The following is a 15730-nucleotide window of genomic DNA, read 5'->3' as shown; positions in this document are numbered from 1 at the left end:
CGACACGTGGATTTCAACTTCACCGAAGAACAGGACATGGTGCGCGACGGTCTTTCGCGCCTGGTCCGTGAACAATACGATTGGGAAACGCGCCGCGCTGCCATCGAGAGCGATGCCGGATGGCGCCCCGAAATCTGGGCGCAGCTCGCCGAACTCGGCATTCTGGGCATGCCCTTCAGCGAAGATGTCGGCGGTTTTGGCGGCGGCGCGATCGACGCGATGATCGTCATGGAAGAATTCGGCAAGGGCCTGGTGGTCGAACCTTTCGTTCCCACCGTGGTCTGCGCCGGCGGCTTCCTCAAGCATGCTGGCAGCGACGCCCAGCGCGAGGAACACCTTTCGGCCATCATCGGCGGGGAACGTGTCTTCGCATTCGCCTATGCCGAGCCGCGTGGCCGCTACGATTATGCCGATCTCGAGACGACGGCGAAGAAAGACGGCGATGGCTACGTCCTCAACGGCCACAAGGCCGTGGTCATCGGCGCCCCCTGGGCCAGCCACCTCATGGTCACTGCCCGCACCGGCGGCGACCGCCGCGACCGCGAAGGCGTCAGCGTTTTCATTGTCGATAAATCGGCCGACGGTATCGTCACGCGCGACTATGAAACCGTCGACGGGCGCCGCGCATCGGAAATCTATTTCGAGAATGTCTCGGTCCCCGCAGATGCGCTGATCGGCGAAGAAGGTGCCGCGCTCCCGCTGATCGAGCAGGTGACTGACGAGGCGATCGCCGCGCAATGTGCCGAGGCCTGTGGCGCGATGAAGGTCGCGCATGCGATGACGGTCGAATATTCGCGGCAACGCAAACAATTCGGCGTGCCGATCGGCAAGTTCCAGGTGCTTCAGCACCGCATGGTCGACATGTATACCGCCTATGAGACCTCGGTCTCGCTGACCTATCTCGCCACGATCAAGCTCGATGCCGGCGAAAAGGAACGCAAGCGCACCGCCTCGGCGGCAAAGGTCGGCGTGGGCCAGGCCGCGCGCCTGATCGGCCAGGAAGCCGTGCAGATCCACGGCGGCAATGGCGTCACCGATGAATATGCGATCGGGCATTACTTCAAGCGCCTGACGATCTTCGAATCCGAATTTGGCAGCGTCGACCACCACCTGAAACGGCACGTTTCGCTTTCGTGACGGCGTGCGTGGATGATACACGCCCCATGAGCGGCGCGGCTGGCTTCCAGCCCGCCCTCATAGGGTGCGCCGCCGGCAAGTCATCATCCAATCATTGACCAGCGGCATTGACCGCTTCGGGCCCGCGGGCGAGAGATGTACAGCGGCACGGCTAGCATGCCGGTTCCTAGCTGCTGCTGTTGGCACGGCAACGGGCTGACGCTTCCCGGAACCACGACCTGATCACGGATGTCTCACGACAGACTGGGCTGACCGCCAGTCCACCTGCCCCTCGGCAGCATGGGCCAGGCGTCGGCCGGTCGGATGAATCAGGACAGGCGCAAGCGCGCCCCGGTGACAGCGCATGACACCGCTTGCACCTGCTCGGATAATCGTAAGAAAAATATCGGGAATTTGCTTCCGATTCCCGCTTTTGATAGCTTGGTTTCAAATAATAATAACATGAGTCGCAATCCGCTAGGTTTTGGGGATTGTCAGAAATGAACCCACATGGGGCTCGGCGGCTCGTCGAAACCGCTTTGCAGGCTACCCTTGCTGCTTCATCCCCGCCTGAGGCCGCTCTCGCCTGCGCGCGGAGGGGCCGCCGGTGGCTTCCCGAAAAGCCGCTGTGGCCGGATCGGCTCGGCGCCCCGGCTTTCCGCACCGTCTGGTACAGCATGGTCGGCGGGCGCGCATGCCGGCCCCCAAAGCCCGCCTCCTCCTGCACAATCTTCAAACGTGGGTTGACCGGACCAGCACCGGAACGAGGTCCCCATCGCCGATAGCGGCCCTCCCGCCGCGAGCGCGCAGCGATACAGCCGGTCAATCGGGAACGAGGCCTTACGCGTGATAGGCATGAAGGGTTTGGTTTACCTTCTTTGCGATACTCAGACTCCCTAGGATGAGGTTCGGATGTCAACTTTAGGCGTGGATCGTTTGGGAGAAGTCGTCGAGCAGTCGGCGTCCGAGATCTACGTCTTCGCCGCGGATGACTTCCGCTTTATCCTGGTCAACAGGGGTGCGCGCGAAAACCTCGGCTATTCGTTGGCAGAACTCAGCGAAATGCACCCCTGGGACCTGAAGCCGGAGTTCTCCGAAGAAGAATTCAAAGCCTTCGTCGGCCCGCTTTTATCCGCAGAAGTTCCCAGGCTTTCGTTCGAGACGGTGCACGGCCGAAAAGACGGAAGCACTTACGAAGTCTCGGTCTCGCTGCAATTGATCCAATCCCAGGGCGAGTTCGTTTTCTTCGCAGCGATCCGGGACATTTCCGAATTCAACTCGATCAGGGACCGCCTCGAACGGACCAGCTCCCGGCTGGATGCCATCCTGAACAACACCAGGATGGCCATCTTCATGATGGATGAGCAGCAGAACTGTTCTTTCATGAATCGCGCTGCTGAAGAATTGACCGGTTACAGTTTCGAAGAGGCGGTCGGACGGTGCCTCCACGGCCTGATCCATCACCAATACCCCGACGGGTCGCCCTTCCCGATCGAAGAATGCCCCATCGACCGGGCGTTTCCCGAACGCCACCAGATTAGCGGCGAAGACATGTTCGTCCACAAGGACGGCAATTTCTACAACGTCTCCTACACCGCTTCTCCGATGGTCGATTCCAGCGGATCGACAGTCGGGACGATCGTCGAGGCGTTTAACATCGACGCGGTTGTTGCCGCGCGAGACGAACTGGCCAAGTCGCATCGCAGGCTGGAACGAAGCGTCAGGACATTCCAGCAAGCGGAAAAAATCGCGAAGCTGGGTTCATGGGAATTCGACGTCGAGACGCAGTCGCTGACCTTTTCCGATCAAGCCTACAAGATCATGGGGCTGGATCAGCAGCGTCCGATGACGCTCGACGATACCCTCGAGTTTTACTCCCCGCATGAACGCGAGCGCGTCGAAGCGCTCTATCTGGAGTCCCGCCGGACAGGGAAGAACCTCGATTTCACCGCGGAGATCGTGGGCCGGGGGGGCCAAAGACGACAGGCCCGGATAATCGCGGAGTTCGTCGAGAATGCCAAGGGCGGCAAATCCGTGATGATCGGTACTGTCCGCGATATTACGGAAAAGCTCCAAGCGATGCTGGACCTGCGCTATGCGGCCAGTCACGACGATCTGACGGGCCTGCTTAACCGCAATGCGTTCGAAGCGCGTGCAGTCGAGCGCCTGAAAGATGCCGCGGCGATCAATTGCACCTTCTACGCGATGCTGTTCGACCTTACCGGCTTCAAGTTCGTCAACGACACTTTCGGCCATCAGACGGGCGACAAGCTCTTGCGGCGAATTGCGAAGCAAATCGAAGACGCCGTACCCGCAAACGCGATCCTTGCCCGGTGGGGCGGCGACGAATTCGCGGTGCTCAGTCCGCTATCGATGTCGGAGGACGAGGTTCAGGACTTCGCCAGCAACCTGCTGCTGACGATCGAAGAGGCGGTCGACCTGGGAGAAGGCGGTGTCGGTGTCGGCGCGACATGCGGCGTTGCGGAGAGCACGGCGCTCGCATCCCTCGACGCGCTGATCCACAAGGCCGATCTGGCGCTGTATCATGGCAAGGCACGCGAACCGGGAACGGTCCACTTCTACAACTCGTCCATGGAACTGCCGCATGTCGAGCGTAGGCGGGCCATAGAGACCGTAACCCAGGCTCTGGGCGAGGACCGGGTGCAGTCCGGGTACCAGCCGATCATCCAGATCACCGACAACCGGCTTATCGGTTTCGAATCGCTCATGCGGCTGAAAACCGCAGACGATACGCTGATACCGGCATCCGCCGTCATTCCCGCGATCATGGACCCCATCCTTTCCCGCCAGATCAGCGTACGAATGTTCGAGAACGTATCGCGCGATCTCCCGAGCCTGATGGCCGCGCATGGCGGAGTGCAATATGTCAGCATCAATGCCACCGAAGCCGACCTGATAAGCCGCGACTTCGTACCCCGCGTGTTCGAGGCGTTGGAGCGACACCAAATCAATCCGGCATGGGTAACCCTGGAAATTACCGAAACCATGCTGATGGTCGGCGACAACCAGAATGTGAAAAGCGTTCTGGACCAATTGAGAAGTCGCGGGATCAGGATCGCCCTCGACGACTTCGGCACCGGCTATTCCTCGCTCACCCATCTTCGCGATTTCCCGATCGACCGGGTCAAGATCGATGCCTCTTTCGTACGCGACATATGCACTTCGGTGATGTCCAAGAACATCGTTCAGGCCATGGTCGTGATGAGCCGCAGCCTCGGTATCGAGGTGATCGCTGAAGGCATAGAAACCGAAGAGCAGAGAAGGACCTTGCTCGAGATTGGCTGCTATTACGGGCAGGGTTACCTGTTCAGCCCTGCCGTCCCGGTGGACGAAGCCTGCGCGCTTCGGTTCGGATATTCGGACAAGGAAACCGCCTGACCGCGCGGCTTCCCGGCCGCTCCTGCTCCCGGATTGCCAGCGCTCCAGTGCTCGCGTCAAACTGTCCCCGCCGCCCGGCTTTCTAAGTGATAATCCTAGGGTGTATCGGCCCTCCGATTTTCTATTGGCGTCTCGCCGAACAGACGAGGGCGCCGTGCAGATCGCTTATTACCAGCTCGAAGGAACTGCAGTCATAATCGACACCAGGCATTCCCTGCCGTGGTGCTGGCGGGATGGTCAGTGGACCAAGGCGCCCGATCTGCTGGATGTGTGCGCGGCGACCGGAACCGAACTTGCCCGCGCGGACTTCTTCCGGAGGTTCCCGGGGGCGGCGCTGCAGATTTCGACCCTACCCCTGTCGGACTAGACCACTTGCCGCCGGCAATGTCCGACGTGGCGGAGTGCTCGGCCAAATCATTTGGCGACACGGCGGGCGGAGCCGCAACGCGCGCGCGCAAATGCCGGACCACGCTCGCGCTTCTTCTCGTTCATCCGGCGATGCAGCTGGAGCGGGCTGGGCGCTTTTCGGCCTCGGCCGTGAATGGTGCCGCTTACAGGACTCGAACCTGTGACCCCATCATTACGAATGATGTGCTCTACCAACTGAGCTAAAGCGGCACTTTCGCGGGTTGCGCGGGAAGTGGAGGCCCGAGCCGGAATCGAACCGGCGTGCAAGGATTTGCAGTCCTCTGCGTAACCACTCCGCCATCGGGCCTCGCCCTCCCTCTCGGGAAGGAAGCGGCGCACTAGCGATTCTCCGCGGCAAAGGCAATCGCCCAGTGATGCCTTACGTAACGTCAGTCTGGACGCATGGCCGGATAGGGGCAATGACCCTGCGCATGAGCATTGCCAACCTTCTCGATCCGATCACCGCGGCAGGCGGCGAAACGCGCTTTTCCGGGCTCGACCACTGGATGCAGGGCCGCACGCTCTACGGCGGCGCCTCCGCGCTGATCGCCTATACCGCGGTTACCCGCGCATTCCCCGACCTGCCGCCGCTGCGCGGCGCCCAGGTCGCCTTCGTCGCCCCTACGGGACCCGATGTCGAGCTACGCCGCGAGATCGTCCGGCAAGGTCGCAACGTCGCGCAGGTGCGCAGCGAGATCTGGTGCGAGGGGCAATGCACGCTGACCGCCTTCTGGCTGTTCGGCACCGAGCGCGAGGCGAATGCGATGCACGATGCCGCACCGGTCGGCGACTGGCCCGGTCCGCCCGAGGAAGCCGAGAACGCGATGCACGGCAAGGGCCCCGCCTTTATCCAGAACAACTTCGAGATCCGCCGCGCGCAGGAGCAGCAGGGCCCGGGCGACCCGGTGGTGCGCCGCTGGGCGCGGCTGACCGACCGCGAAGGGCTCGACCCGGTGAGCGAGCTCATCCTGCTGGGCGACGTCCTGCCCCCGGGCGCGATGCGCGCGATGAAACGGCAGGGACCGATCAGCTCGGTCAACTGGTCGTTCAACCTGCTCGAGCCCGCGCCCGCGACCCGCGACGGCTGGTGGATGAGCGAGAACGCCAGCCAGCACGCCGCGCATGGCTACTCCTCCGAACGGCTGCGGCTGTGGAACGCCGACGGCAAGCAGATGCTCGACGGCATGCAATGCGTGGCGGTGTTCGGCTGAACATGGACCGCTTTACGCGCCTGCGAAAAGCGTGACCTTCCCGGAATGATCAGCGCAGCCAGCAGCTTGCCCCCGGCAACGCCCGCGCATGTGTGACCTTCCGGCAGTATAAGGCACTGCACCGGTCACGCCCGGCAGGGTAGCAATTTCACGCGGTCAAAGAGCGGGCCGCTCATGCCGATCGCCCACGCTGTAGGAAAGCGGCGTGCGAGTCGCCTCTATCCGGGGCTAAAGGAGCGAGCGCGGGGGAACTGGCGTACCGGCGAAGCCACCGACCGGCTGCCGAATTACCAGCCCCGTTCCGGAACGTGTTCGCCCCGCAGCCATTCGGTTGGCATGGATATCATCGAAGAGCAGCGCCGGTTCCGCGACAGCACCCCTTCCCGCCTCGGGCGCGGACTGGAGCGGCTGACGCATCCATTCGGCGCAGCGATCGCCAGCGTGGTCCCGAAGGGTCTGGTCGAAACCGTGCTGAAGGGGCTCGACCGGGCGGCGGGCGCCCCGCGCCTCGTCCAGTTCGATCACGATGCGGCCGATCTCGAGGCGGCGCGGCAGGCGGCCCGCAAGGTATCGCGCACCGCGCGCAGCGTCAGCGCGACCACCGGGGCCGCCGCTGGCCTGGGCGGTGCGCTGTCGATGAGCGCGGACATCCCGGCCACCATCGCCATTGCGCTGCGCGCCATCCGCGATACCGGGCGCGCCTATGGCTACGCGGGCGATGGCCCGGCAGAAAAGCTGTTCCGCCTCCAGATCCTCGAACTGGCCGCAGTGGACGAACCCGAGGCGCGCCGGGACCGCATTGCGGCGCTGGAAGCGGCGCTCGGCCCGGCCGGGGAACTCGTCCATGCCGATCACGAACACATCGCGCCGATCGTCGATCAGGCAGTCGAGCGGATTTCGCGCGCGATCGCATTCACCAGCTTCCGCAGCCGGGCGGGCATGGTCGTACCCCTCGTGGGTTCGATCGTCGGCGGACTGGTCAATTCATCGTTCCAGGAGGATGTCGGCAAGGCCGCGCGCTTCGCATTCCAGGCACGGCGGCTGAAGGGCGACGCCTCCGCCGCCGCCTGAGCACCGCACGGCGCGTTTCCTGATCCGAGACTGCGCGTAGCCGTGAACCGGGATTACCGGGCGGGCCTGTTGCCCATCACCTCTCCCAGCCGAACCGGGCCTTCGGGGCGCCAGTCCGCATTGAATTCGATGACATCTTTCTCGAACAGCATGATCACCGTCGATCCGAGAAGGAAGCGGCCCATTTCCTCGCCCTGTTCGAGCACGACCGGCTGGTCCGAATAATCCCACTCGGCAATCGCCCCGGTGCGCTGCGGATTGACCACCCCGTGCCATGTAGTGGCCATGCTGCCGACAATCGTCGCGCCGACCAGCACAATCACGAAGGGCCCATGCGTTTCGGAATCGAACACGCAGACCACGCGTTCGTTGCGGGCAAACAGTCCGGGCACGCCGCGCGCGGTCACGGGATTGACCGAGAACAGCGCGCCGGGAACATAGATCATGCGTTGCAGGCGGCCCGCGCACGGCATGTGCAGCCGGTGATAATCCCGCGGCGAGAGATACAGGTTCGCAAAACTGCCGTGGCGGAACCGGCCCGCCAGCGCGGCGTCCCCGCCGACCAGTTGGGTCGTGGTGAAGCGATGCCCCTTGGCCTGCAGGATATGGTGATCGTCGATCGCGCCGAACTGGCTGATGGCACCGTCCACCGGCGAGATGAAATCGGCATCGGCCAGCGGCCGCGCGCCCGGTTTCAGCGGGCGGCCGAAAAAATCGTTGAACGAGGCGTAGCTGGCAATGTCCGGGTTTTCGGCCTCGCTCATGTCGACGCCGTATTTTCCGACGAACCAGTGGATCAGCCGGGTCGTCGCCCGCCCCCCACGCGCCCGGGCAACGCGTCCGGCAAGACGGGTCAGCCCGCGTTTGGGCAGGAGATATTGCGGCAGGACAGACAGGCGATCGAACATCATGACCTCTAACGTGGAGCAAGCCCGATCGTGCCCCTGGATGAACCGGCTGCGGTGTTGAACACGCGCAATCGGGCAGCGCGATGGGGATGCCGGCGATACCCGAGAATTTGCAGCGATGGGAAGCCCCGCGGCCAAGAGCGGAGCGGTGACAGAACGGCGCCGTGGCGCACCCACTGGCCGGCAATTTCTTAACGGCTCGGTAAGCCAGACTGGTTAGGATAGCGAAAATTCAGGAGTGAACCGGGTGTTGCAAATAGCCTATGTGAGCAGGGCATCGAGCGTCCTTGCTCCCGACGATGTGTTCAAGATCATCGAAACCTCAGCACGAAACAATTCCCGAGACGATCTCACCGGGTTCCTGATCTTCGCGGAAAACCGCTTCTTCCAGGTCGTGGAAGGATCCCGGAGCGCAATCGATGCGCTGCTTTCGCGGCTTGGCGAAGACACGCGCCATTCGCAGATCGAGATCCTGAGCCAGACCGAAATCGCGCAGCGCGCATTTCCCAACTGGCGCATGAAACGGCTCAAGCCGGGCACGAAGATCGGGGCGCCGATCGGCGAGACCCCCGGGCTCGACCATTTCCCGACGCATCTCAAACACCTCGTACGGCAATTCCTCGCCGCGTCGCAGGCCGCGACCGAAGCGGCCTAGCCTCGGGCGAGATAACCGCGGACGAAAGCGATTTTCTCCGCGCGGTCGAATTGGGCGAGGCAATCGAAGCGCAGCATTCGCGCCCCGTCCCTACCGAAATGACGCTCGCCGCAGCCGGCGGCAGGCTGTTCCCCGCGATCACGCGCGGCCTGGGCTACGCTTCGGCCTGCGCTATCCCGCGGGCGGGGTGATTGGTGGGTGCGGCGGTAGGATATGGTGGCGAGCGCTGGGATGTTAGCCGAGCCGATTAGCCAACTTATCGGTATCTAATCCAAAACCGCGATTGCAGCTATCAAAGGCGACCAACGAGATAAAACATTCCATTTCACCTCATTGTATCCTTTTGGAAGAGCCCACTAAAATCACCAACGGGAAAATCTTCTGGGAAGTCCTCATTGGAGAGATTCATTTCCCTGATGTTGCCCAACCATCCCAACCGTTGCTCAATCCCGCTCGTAACCGGATCGTCGGTGATCTGCACAGTGATGCGCTTGAGGCGGACCCCTTCTCCGAATGTCGCGGCCAGATCGTCGGGATCCACTCGTTCGACGCTGGCAGGATCGTCGAGGTCGCCAAAAGTGACCAGCATCGGATAGGCCGAGCGTTTATTCACCTGGTCGGCGCGCGAAAAATGTCGCGGCACGGTCCTTTCCGGCCGGTGCCGCAGCATGTTCCGATATCCGTCCCGAAGAGCATTTTCGCCGGCGTATTGCGGAGAAAGGCGGTACATTACCCGTCCTGCCCAATCGATGTCGGCTTCCGAACGCAGCAGTGCGAACAACACCCGCCCCTCGCCGAGATCGACCGACACCGCTTCGCCGCGTACGCGATTGGTAACCCGCCCGGGTGTCGGGATCGAATATTCACCCGCTACCTCGGTATCCACCTCGATCACGCTCGATCCGGTCTTCACCCCATCGGGCGTATCGACCTCCACGGTCAGCCGATAGCGATAGACTGGCGTCTGATCGGTGAGTGAACACCCCGCGACTGCCAGTGCAAGGCAGAGCATGACCCATCCGGACAGGCGGCGAGTGATTTGGCCGAATTGCTGCATACCAGCGTGCTTAGGCGCAGATCCTCATTGCTATGTTAACGCGCGCAATCAGCCAAGGCCAAGGCCCGGTCACACGTCCTTGAACACCGGCGCGCGTTTCTGCATTTCGGCCATGACTGCCTCGATCTGGTTGGGCTGGCGCATGATGGCGTCTTGTTCCTCGCTCTCGGCCAGCAGGATCGCATCCTCGCCCTCTTCATGCATCACGCGGAACAGGCGCTTGGCGCCGCGGATCGCTTCGGGGTTCTTGTTGGCGATGGTTTCGGCCAGCGCGGTGGCGCGGGCGTGCGGATCGTCGTCGAGCATGGTGGCGAGACCGAGCTGGAGCGCTTCCTCGCCGATGAATTCGCGGTTGGTGTAGGTCAGTTCGCGCAGCACGTCGTCGCGCACCAGCCCGCGCCACAGGGCATAGCCGCCCATGTCGGGCACGAGGCCCCATTTCATTTCCATCACCGCCATGCGCGTCTGCGGGTGCACCACCCGGATATCGGCGCCGCTGGCGATCTGCAGCCCGCCGCCGAAGCACACGCCGTGCACTGCGGCAATCACCGGCACGGGGCATTTGCGCCAGGTCATCGCGGCTTCCTGTGCGCGGTTGGCATTGCCATAGCCGCGTTCGGCAAGCTTGGACGATCCGCCGCCGTTGCCGCCGAAGCTGGCAGTGTCGAGCCCGGCGCAAAAGGCGCGCCCCTCGCCCGACAGCACGGCGACGCGCAGCCCTTTCATCGTGCGCAGCGCTTCGCCCGCGGCGATCACCGCGTCGAATTGAGCGGGATCGAGCGCGTTCATCTTGTTGCCGCGAGTGAAGCGGACCTGCGCCACGCCATTATCGGCCAGGTCGATGGAAACGCGATCGTTGAACTGCATGCTGAAACCTCTCTCCGCAACTGTGCGCCCCTTGGTACCCATCGGGCGGGCCATGTCCAGTTGCCGCGTGCCGGCAGCGGCACGGCCGGTCAGGCGCATTGCGCCTCGCAGGGAATGGCCGCGGGCCGGGCCGCCAGCCGGTAGCCGCCTTGCGGATGCGTTTCCACCAGCCAGCTGCAGGCGGAAACCGCCAGCTTGGCCCGGAGCCGCGAGACATGCACGGCGAGCGAGTTGGTTTCGGGCGGATGCTCGATCCGCCACACATCGCGCAGCAGCTGGCGGCGGGTGATCGGCATGCCGCGCGCTTCGGCGAGCCGCCAGAGCAGGCCGAATTCGCGCGGATGCAGCCCCAGCCAGCGGCCATCGAGCCGCCCGTCGCGGTGGAACAGGTCGAGCGTCACCGGCCCCGCCCGCATCGACCGTGGGAGCGAGCTTTCGCCGTGGCGCAGCCGCGCCAGCCGCACGCCGAGCTCGACGAAGGCGACGTGGCTGGAGAGCGCATCGCCCAGCCCGGCATCGAGCAAGCGCGCGCGTTCCCGCGGGCTATCGACCCCCACCGCGACGATCCGGCTGCGTCCCGTAAGCTCATGCCAGTCACGCAGCCGGCTGGCGGCCCGCCAGTCGAGCACGCCCGGCAGCGCCGCGGATGCGCTGGCGGCATCCGGTGCGTGTTCCATCGACCAGCCGGCATGGCCCAGATCCCATCGGACCGGGACAGCCGGGCTGGTCGACAGCCATGCGAATGTCGCGCCCCTCATCAAGCGACCCCTCGGTTTTCCGATGCGGGCCGGAGACTAAGTAAAAACCGAGGTTTGAGAACCGCCCGGACGCGGAAATGCTACCGATCCGGATGCAACAGCCGCATCAGCGCCCCGCGTGGTCGGCGAGGAAGCGCTTCACATTGCGCGCTGCCTGGCGAATGCGCTGCTCGTTCTCTACCATGGCAATGCGGACATGGCCTTCGCCCTCCTCGCCATAGCCGACCCCGGCCGCGACCGCGACATCGGCATGTTCGAGCAATTGCTTGGAAAATTCGAGGCTGCCCATCTCCTCGAAACCGGGCGGCAGCTTGGCCCAGGCGAACATGCTGGCGGGCGGCGTGGGGATATCCCACCCGGCGCGGGCGAAGCTTTCGACCATCACGTCGCGGCGGCTCTGGTAGCGCGCGCGGTTTTCCTCGACCACGTCCTGCGGCCCGTTGAGCGCGGCGCAGGCGGCCGCCTGGATGGGGGTGAAGGCGCCGTAGTCGAGATAGGACTTCACCCGCGTCAGCGCGGAGATCAGCGTCGGGTTGCCGACCGCGAAGCCCATCCGCCAGCCGGCCATCGAATAGGTTTTCGACATCGAGGTGAATTCCACCGCGACATCCTTCGCCCCCGGGACCTCGAGGATCGAGCGGGTCGGCTTGCCGTCGTAATAGAGTTCCGAATAGGCGAGGTCGGACAGCACCCAGACCCGGTTCTCCTTCGCCCAGGCGACCAACCGTTCGTAGAACGCGAGGTCGACCGTTTCGGCAGTCGGGTTGCTGGGATAGTTGACCACCAGCACGGTCGGCCGCGGTACGGTGTAGTCCATCGCGTTCTCGAGCGCGCGCCAATAGCGCTCGTCGGGCGTGGTCGGCACGCTGCGGATGGTCGCCCCGGCGATGATGAAGCCGAAGGTGTGGATCGGATAGGACGGGCTCGGCGCGAGGATCACGTCGCCCGGCGCGGTAATCGCGGTGGCCATCGACGACAGGCCTTCCTTCGAGCCCATCGTCACCACCACTTCGCGATCGGGATCGAGATCGACGTTGAAGCGGCGGCCGTAATAGTTCGCCTGCGCCTTGCGCAGCCCGGGAATGCCCTTGGACTGCGAATAGCCATGCGCGCCCGGCTTGGCCGCGACCTCGCACAATTTGTCGATCACGTGCTGCGGCGGCGGGTGGTCCGGATTGCCCATGCCGAGATCGATGATGTCGCGCCCCGCGCGCCGCGCCTCGTGCCGCATCGCGTTGACCTCGGCGATGACATAGGGCGGCAGGCGCTTGATACGGTAGAATTCGTCGGACATCATGGCTCTTTCGGGCTGTAGGCGAGTCACACTGATTACCTATTCACCTCCCCGGTGCAATCGGCGCGCGTGCATGCGGAGGCGGAATATCCTATTGCGACCCCAACAGGCGCTTGGCACCAGGCAGGAGCGATGATGACCGACGACGGCCCCGACCCCTTCACCAACCTTTTCGAAGCGCCGGCGAAATTCGCCCGCGCGCTGTTCGCGCCGATGGCCGAGGCGGCGGGGGGCAACCCGCTGTCGGCGGAGGACATGCGCCACTGGGCCGAGGTCGGGACGAAGCTGCAGACGATGTGGCTGGAATACCAGGCCGAGCAACTGGCCGATCCGCAGGCGCTGGTGCCGTGGATGGACCCGGCGCGGTGGATGGGGCTGGCGCAGGACTGGTACCGCCAGATGCCGCTGGCCGATCCCGCACAGCAGCAGGCGCTGTGGCAGGAAGGGATGGAGGTGTGGCAGCAGGTGCTGGCGCAATACGGACTGGGCGCCGGCGGGCAGGAAGAGGCCCGGGACGCCGCCGACATGCCGCGCCGCGACCGCCGTTTCGCCGACCCGCGCTGGCGCGCGCATCCCGCCTATGCGCTGATCCACCAGACCTATCTGTTCCTGGCCGAGCGCGTGGCCGAAATGGTCGACCGGATCGACGGGCTGTCCGACGACAAGCGCGAACAATTGCGGTTCACCACGCGGACGATGACCGATGCGGCCAGCCCGGCCAATTTCCCGCTGCTCAACCCGGTGGTGATGGAACGCACGCTGGAAACGCAGGGCGAAAACCTCGTCACGGGGATGGAACACCTGCTCGCCGATCTCAGGCGCGGGCAATTGTCGCATACCGACGCGAGCGCTTTCACGCTGGGCGAGAACATCGCGGTGACGCCGGGCAAGGTGGTGCACGAGACCCCGCTCTACCAGCTGATCCAGTACACGCCGACGACCGACACGGTGCTGGCGACGCCGCTGGTCATCTTCCCGCCATGGATAAACCGGTTCTACATCCTCGACCTCAACGCCCGGAAAAGCTTCGTGCGCTGGGCGGTCGAACAGGGCGTCACCGTGTTCATGGTCAGCTGGAAATCGGCCGATGCCAGCATGAAAGACGTGGTGTGGGACGATTACGTGCGCGCGCAAATCGACGCGATCGACCATATCCGTGCGCGGCTGGACGTGCCGGCGGTCCACGCGATCGGCTATTGCGTGGCCGGAACGACGCTGGCGGGGACGCTGGCGGTGCTGCACCGCCGCGGCGAGCAAGACAAGGTCAGGAGCGCGACCTTCTTCACCGCGCAGGTCGATTTCGAGAAGGCGGGCGAGCTGCGCAACTTCGTCGACGACCAGCAGCTGGCGGCGATCAAGGGCCTGACCCCCGAAGGCTATCTCGACGGGCGTTACATGGCGGCGACCTTCAACTTGCTGCGCGGCACCGACCTGATCTGGAACTACGTGGTCAACAATTACCTGCTGGGCGAGGATTACCCGGCCTTCGACCTGCTTCACTGGAATGGCGACGTCACCAACCTGCCCGCCAAGTGGCATGAACAATATCTGCGCGATTTCTACCGCGACAACCGGCTGGTCGAACCCGATGCGCTGAGCGCCGACGGCACGCCGATCGATCTCGGCCTGGTCGAGACCCCGACCTACGTCCAGGCGGGCAAGGAAGACCACATCGCGCCCGCCGAAAGTGTCTGGCGGATTACCGACCATTTTGCCGGCCCGCTGAAATTCGTGCTGGCGGGATCGGGCCATATCGCGGGCGTGGTCAATCCCCCGGGCTCGGGCAAGTACCAGTACTGGACCAATACGGGATCGCCGCGCACCCTGGCCGAATTCCGCGACGGTGCGCAGGAGCATCCCGGCAGCTGGTGGCCCGACTGGATCGAATGGCTGCGCGAACAGGATCCCGCCACGGTGGCCGCGAAAGGCAAGCGCAAGCCCGGCGGCCGCGGAGACCGAGTGATCGAGGATGCGCCGGGACGCTACGTCGCGGCGCGATAACCGGCCCCGCCCGGCGCAGTCGCGCTTTATTGTGCAGTGCACAAAATATCCTTGACTTCGCGGCTGCAGTGCCTATTTTGTGCACTGCAACATAGCGAGGTTCCCGATGGGTGACAGCCAGAACAAGAGCGCCAAGGCGACTGCCACGGTTTCGACCGAGCCTGCGGCTGCGCCGGCAAGCGATGCAGTAAGCACCGCGGCCATCGCCAAGGCCGTGGAAGCCGATGCCGGCCCCGCCAGCGTTGCGAAAAAGCCGAAGAAAGCCGCGACGAAAAAGGCCGCACCCAAGACCGCCCGGCGCAAAGCAGCGCCGGCGGCGAAGCAGGCCACTCCCGCGGCGCCGGCTGCGGCGCTCGCCAAGACCGCCCCGATCTCCCAGTTGAAGGACACCATCATGGCTACTGCCAAGACCGCTAACACCACCGATTACACCGCCAAGGCGCAGAACATGGCTGCCGACATGCAGACCCGCGTCAAGGCCGCCTACGAAAAGGGCACTGCAATGACCAAGGAAGCCGCCGAATTCCAGAAGGGCAATCTCGAGGCCGTGGTCGAATCGGGCAAGATCCTCGCTTCGGGCATGCAGGACATGGGTCGCAGCTATGCGGAAGAAGCCAAGTCGGCTGCCGAGACCGTGCAGGAAGACATGAAGAAGTTCACCGCGATCAAGTCGCCGACCGAGCTCTTCGAACTGCAGGGCGAAATCGCCCGCCGCAATTTCGATGCCATGGTCTCGACTGCGTCGAAGAACACCGAAGCCATGCTCAAGCTGGTCAACGAGGCGTTCGCGCCGATGTCGAACCGCATGAGCCTGGCCGCCGAAAAGGTCGGCAAGGCCGCCTGAGGCCGAATTTCCAGCTTCAATTCCACCGGGCACTCTCTCCTCTCTCCCTCGCCCGGCGAATTGGACACCGTGGGCCGGATGGTTTTGCCATCCGGCCCTTTTTTCCGTCTGCCGCACAGGCTGCATCCGTGCGGCCCAGCG

Annotated in this window: 12 protein-coding genes and 2 tRNA genes; 7 read left to right on the top strand and 7 right to left on the bottom strand. The window is 64.0% G+C overall.

Annotated features, from left to right (window positions below; translation table 11 throughout):
* Positions 1-6: 6 nt before the first annotated feature.
* Positions 7-1137, top strand: a complete 1131-nt coding sequence (locus SJY12_RS12425; RefSeq protein WP_050599680.1) for an acyl-CoA dehydrogenase family protein — start codon at positions 7-9, stop codon at positions 1135-1137.
* 906 nt (positions 1138-2043) lie between these two features.
* Positions 2044-4515 (top strand): EAL domain-containing protein, encoded by a 2472-nt coding sequence (locus SJY12_RS12420; protein ID WP_397506712.1) that lies wholly within the window; start codon positions 2044-2046, stop codon positions 4513-4515.
* Between the two features lie 542 nt (positions 4516-5057).
* On the opposite strand, the gene SJY12_RS12415 is transcribed toward SJY12_RS12420, so the two are convergent.
* Positions 5058-5133 (bottom strand) — tRNA-Thr (locus SJY12_RS12415).
* 23 nt (positions 5134-5156) lie between these two features.
* A tRNA-Cys gene (locus tag SJY12_RS12410) sits at positions 5157-5230 on the bottom strand.
* A 124-nt stretch (positions 5231-5354) separates the two neighbouring features.
* On the opposite strand from SJY12_RS12410, the gene SJY12_RS12405 reads away from it, so the two are divergent.
* Together SJY12_RS12405 and SJY12_RS12400 are read left to right on the top strand one after the other, a co-directional pair.
* Positions 5355-6134: a thioesterase family protein gene (locus tag SJY12_RS12405; protein ID WP_348030330.1), complete on the top strand. Its 780-nt coding sequence runs from the start codon at positions 5355-5357 to the stop codon at positions 6132-6134.
* 336 nt (positions 6135-6470) lie between these two features.
* Positions 6471-7205, top strand: a complete 735-nt coding sequence (locus SJY12_RS12400; protein ID WP_397505510.1) for an EcsC family protein — start codon at positions 6471-6473, stop codon at positions 7203-7205.
* A gap of 53 nt (positions 7206-7258) precedes the next feature.
* Here the strand turns inward: SJY12_RS12400 and asd are convergent, their stop codons facing one another.
* Complete coding sequence (asd, locus tag SJY12_RS12395) at positions 7259-8116, bottom strand: archaetidylserine decarboxylase (RefSeq protein ID WP_397505509.1); 858 nt, start codon at positions 8114-8116, stop codon at positions 7259-7261.
* A gap of 235 nt (positions 8117-8351) precedes the next feature.
* On the opposite strand from asd, the gene SJY12_RS12390 reads away from it, so the two are divergent.
* Positions 8352-8768: a BLUF domain-containing protein gene (locus SJY12_RS12390; RefSeq protein WP_397505508.1), complete on the top strand. Its 417-nt coding sequence runs from the start codon at positions 8352-8354 to the stop codon at positions 8766-8768.
* A 325-nt stretch (positions 8769-9093) separates the two neighbouring features.
* Here SJY12_RS12390 and SJY12_RS12385 read toward each other — a convergent pair whose 3' ends face one another.
* From SJY12_RS12385 to SJY12_RS12370, 4 genes are all read right to left on the bottom strand, one after another.
* A complete protein-coding gene (locus SJY12_RS12385) occupies positions 9094-9825 on the bottom strand; it encodes a hypothetical protein (RefSeq protein WP_397505507.1) in 732 nt (243 codons plus the stop codon).
* A 69-nt stretch (positions 9826-9894) separates the two neighbouring features.
* Positions 9895-10692 carry a crotonase/enoyl-CoA hydratase family protein gene (locus SJY12_RS12380; RefSeq protein WP_397506710.1) on the bottom strand — a complete coding sequence of 266 codons (798 nt, stop codon included), beginning with the start codon at positions 10690-10692 and terminating at the stop codon, positions 9895-9897.
* Between the two features lie 89 nt (positions 10693-10781).
* Positions 10782-11450 (bottom strand): winged helix-turn-helix domain-containing protein, encoded by a 669-nt coding sequence (locus SJY12_RS12375; RefSeq protein WP_397505506.1) that lies wholly within the window; start codon positions 11448-11450, stop codon positions 10782-10784.
* Between the two features lie 106 nt (positions 11451-11556).
* A complete protein-coding gene (locus tag SJY12_RS12370; RefSeq protein ID WP_050599773.1) occupies positions 11557-12744 on the bottom strand; it encodes an LL-diaminopimelate aminotransferase in 1188 nt (395 codons plus the stop codon).
* A 135-nt stretch (positions 12745-12879) separates the two neighbouring features.
* Between SJY12_RS12370 and SJY12_RS12365 the strand changes: the two genes are divergently transcribed.
* Together SJY12_RS12365 and SJY12_RS12360 are read left to right on the top strand one after the other, a co-directional pair.
* Positions 12880-14745, top strand: coding sequence for a PHA/PHB synthase family protein (locus tag SJY12_RS12365; RefSeq protein WP_397505505.1), 1866 nt, complete (start codon positions 12880-12882; stop codon positions 14743-14745).
* A gap of 106 nt (positions 14746-14851) precedes the next feature.
* Positions 14852-15589 (top strand): phasin family protein, encoded by a 738-nt coding sequence (locus SJY12_RS12360; RefSeq protein WP_230833224.1) that lies wholly within the window; start codon positions 14852-14854, stop codon positions 15587-15589.
* Positions 15590-15730: the final 141 nt, after the last annotated feature.

Origin of the sequence: Qipengyuania sp. R86523 (genome assembly GCF_044596365.1) — a bacterium.
In the GTDB taxonomy this organism is placed as follows: domain Bacteria; phylum Pseudomonadota; class Alphaproteobacteria; order Sphingomonadales; family Sphingomonadaceae; genus Qipengyuania; species Qipengyuania citrea.
The sequence above is the reverse complement of the archived record's forward strand: the minus strand, read 5'-3'. Positions and strand labels throughout refer to the sequence as shown.

Coding starts and splice junctions, on each gene's coding strand:
- SJY12_RS12365 (WP_397505505.1), top strand. CDS start 12,880: ATGACCGACGACGGCCCCGACCCCTTCACCAACCTTTTCGAAGCGCCG.
- SJY12_RS12385 (WP_397505507.1), bottom strand. CDS start 9,825: ATGCAGCAATTCGGCCAAATCACTCGCCGCCTGTCCGGATGGGTCATG.
- SJY12_RS12370 (WP_050599773.1), bottom strand. CDS start 12,744: ATGTCCGACGAATTCTACCGTATCAAGCGCCTGCCGCCCTATGTCATC.
- SJY12_RS12375 (WP_397505506.1), bottom strand. CDS start 11,450: ATGAGGGGCGCGACATTCGCATGGCTGTCGACCAGCCCGGCTGTCCCG.
- SJY12_RS12400 (WP_397505510.1), top strand. CDS start 6,471: ATGGATATCATCGAAGAGCAGCGCCGGTTCCGCGACAGCACCCCTTCC.
- SJY12_RS12405 (WP_348030330.1), top strand. CDS start 5,355: ATGAGCATTGCCAACCTTCTCGATCCGATCACCGCGGCAGGCGGCGAA.
- SJY12_RS12380 (WP_397506710.1), bottom strand. CDS start 10,692: ATGCAGTTCAACGATCGCGTTTCCATCGACCTGGCCGATAATGGCGTG.
- asd (WP_397505509.1), bottom strand. CDS start 8,116: ATGATGTTCGATCGCCTGTCTGTCCTGCCGCAATATCTCCTGCCCAAA.
- SJY12_RS12360 (WP_230833224.1), top strand. CDS start 14,852: ATGGGTGACAGCCAGAACAAGAGCGCCAAGGCGACTGCCACGGTTTCG.